2 protein-coding genes are annotated in these 1,519 nt (G+C 58.3%); both read left to right on the top strand.

Annotated features, from left to right (window positions below; all coding sequences use genetic code 11):
• The first annotated feature begins 87 nt into the window (after window positions 1–87).
• Window positions 88–303, top strand: a complete 216-nt coding sequence (locus FJY68_14450) for a hypothetical protein (protein ID MBM3333021.1) — start codon at window positions 88–90, stop codon at window positions 301–303.
• Window positions 304–860: 557 nt separating this feature from the next.
• The gene (locus FJY68_14445) at window positions 861–1,133 is read left to right on the top strand and encodes a hypothetical protein (protein MBM3333020.1); all 273 of its coding nucleotides are present in this window, start codon (window positions 861–863) and stop codon (window positions 1,131–1,133) included.
• Window positions 1,134–1,519 lie beyond the last annotated feature (386 nt).

Genomic DNA, 1,519 nt, shown 5'->3' with positions numbered 1-1,519 from the left:
GGCCCGATCCTACCTACGCAGCCGGCAACGCCAGCCAGAAGTGGTCAGGAGTTACTTTGCGGAAGAGCACGTCCGATATGCGGCAACATGACCTCAAGCTGTCAAACATTTAGTGCTCTCCGTAGTAACTATGAAGAACTGCAGCAACTGGAGCGTCAGATGCTAGTCCTGAGAATGCGACAGGCTGACGGCAACGAATCCAAGGCGGCCGGACTACTCGGTGTCACGAGGGATAGCTTGAATCGCAGACTGCAGACCTTCAAGCTGAAGGGCTGCGGCCGCGAACCCGACTCCACAACCTAGAAGGTGTGCGGATTCGCGCACAAGGCCCGTGCGAATCCGCACATCGCGAATGCCTAGCGAACGCTGATGAGTCCCGGACCACGGCGCACCTGACACCTGCGCCGGTTGTCTCCGCCTAACCCGACGATAGCGGTCGCCGAACTGCATGGCTACGCGCAGGCGGTCGTGAACGGCTTGATGGTCCACCACCAACTGAAGAAGTCCCGACCCAGAGAACGGGAAGACTCCGAGTTCCCCGCCTACCAAGAGCAGTAAAGCCGCCTTTACACTGCCGCAACTGCGGTTTACGCCGACGTAGCGTGTAGCCGCACGTTCGGCTATACCCCCACGACGCGAACGCGTTCTCGCGCACTCAACCTCCGGAGTCGAAATCAGCAGCCGTTGCCTTGTAGCAAGCCTTCAAACCAGTCGCTTCAACCTACTTCAACGGCTAGCGCAAGGCGTGAACCAGCTAGAGACGAGGCGTGTCACGCTCGGCACGCAAATTGCTGTTATCCTCGCGATGACCGCATTCCGTGAAGCCCGAGCTGGTCGGCAATGCCGACCCAGGAGGTCCTATGTTCGATGACATGCTCGCAGGATCGTACTACGAGTCAACCAGGAACCGCTGGGACATTGGCGGAAGTCCCCTCTTGCACCACGACGACTTCATGTCGATTGACGCGCAGATCAGAAGAGCCGACAGAGCTTGCGCAGACGCCCAAGCGGCGAGAGATGCCTTTCAGTTCCGCGCGCCAGTCTCACTCCCGACGTCCATTCCCAAGTTCGAGTTCAAGTTTAACCCAGAGCTTCTCAAGAATGTCCACCTGGGGACCTTGGACGATGACTGAGGCCCGCCCGGGAGCCTGAGTCGGAAGCACTCCGGCGCCACGTTTGGATAGAGTGAGGCTACGGAAAGGAGGTGAAAAATGGCCAGCTTCGGCAAGTCTCAACGCTACGATGATGACTACTTCGTAGAGCACAACGGAAAGACAGTGTACTTTCACAAGTCCGAGAGAGCATGTCCCTCGGTTAGTTGAAATTCCTAGCGGCTCCCACATCACTTTAGGCAACTCTCTCTGTTGCGTCAATTTCTTTCGGTGACGCGGACCGTTCCAGTGCACTCAGCAATGCGGGGATGTGCCGGTAGCCATCTACGCACCGGAAGTGCTGCTCGGCATGTAGCAGCCCAGCTACACACCAGCGCCAGCGCATCTCGCCAGGGCGCCAGCGCTTC

The sequence above is a fragment of the candidate division WOR-3 bacterium genome (assembly GCA_016867815.1).
In the GTDB taxonomy this organism is placed as follows: Bacteria; Hydrothermota; Tepidihabitantia; order Tepidihabitantales; family Tepidihabitantaceae; genus UBA2258.
The sequence above is the reverse complement of the archived record's forward strand: the minus strand, read 5'-3'. Positions and strand labels throughout refer to the sequence as shown.

Excerpts from the sequence above, each read along its gene's own strand:
- FJY68_14445 (MBM3333020.1), top strand. The coding sequence starts at position 861 with ATGTTCGATGACATGCTCGCAGGATCGTACTACGAGTCAACCAGGAAC.
- FJY68_14450 (MBM3333021.1), top strand. The coding sequence starts at position 88 with ATGACCTCAAGCTGTCAAACATTTAGTGCTCTCCGTAGTAACTATGAA.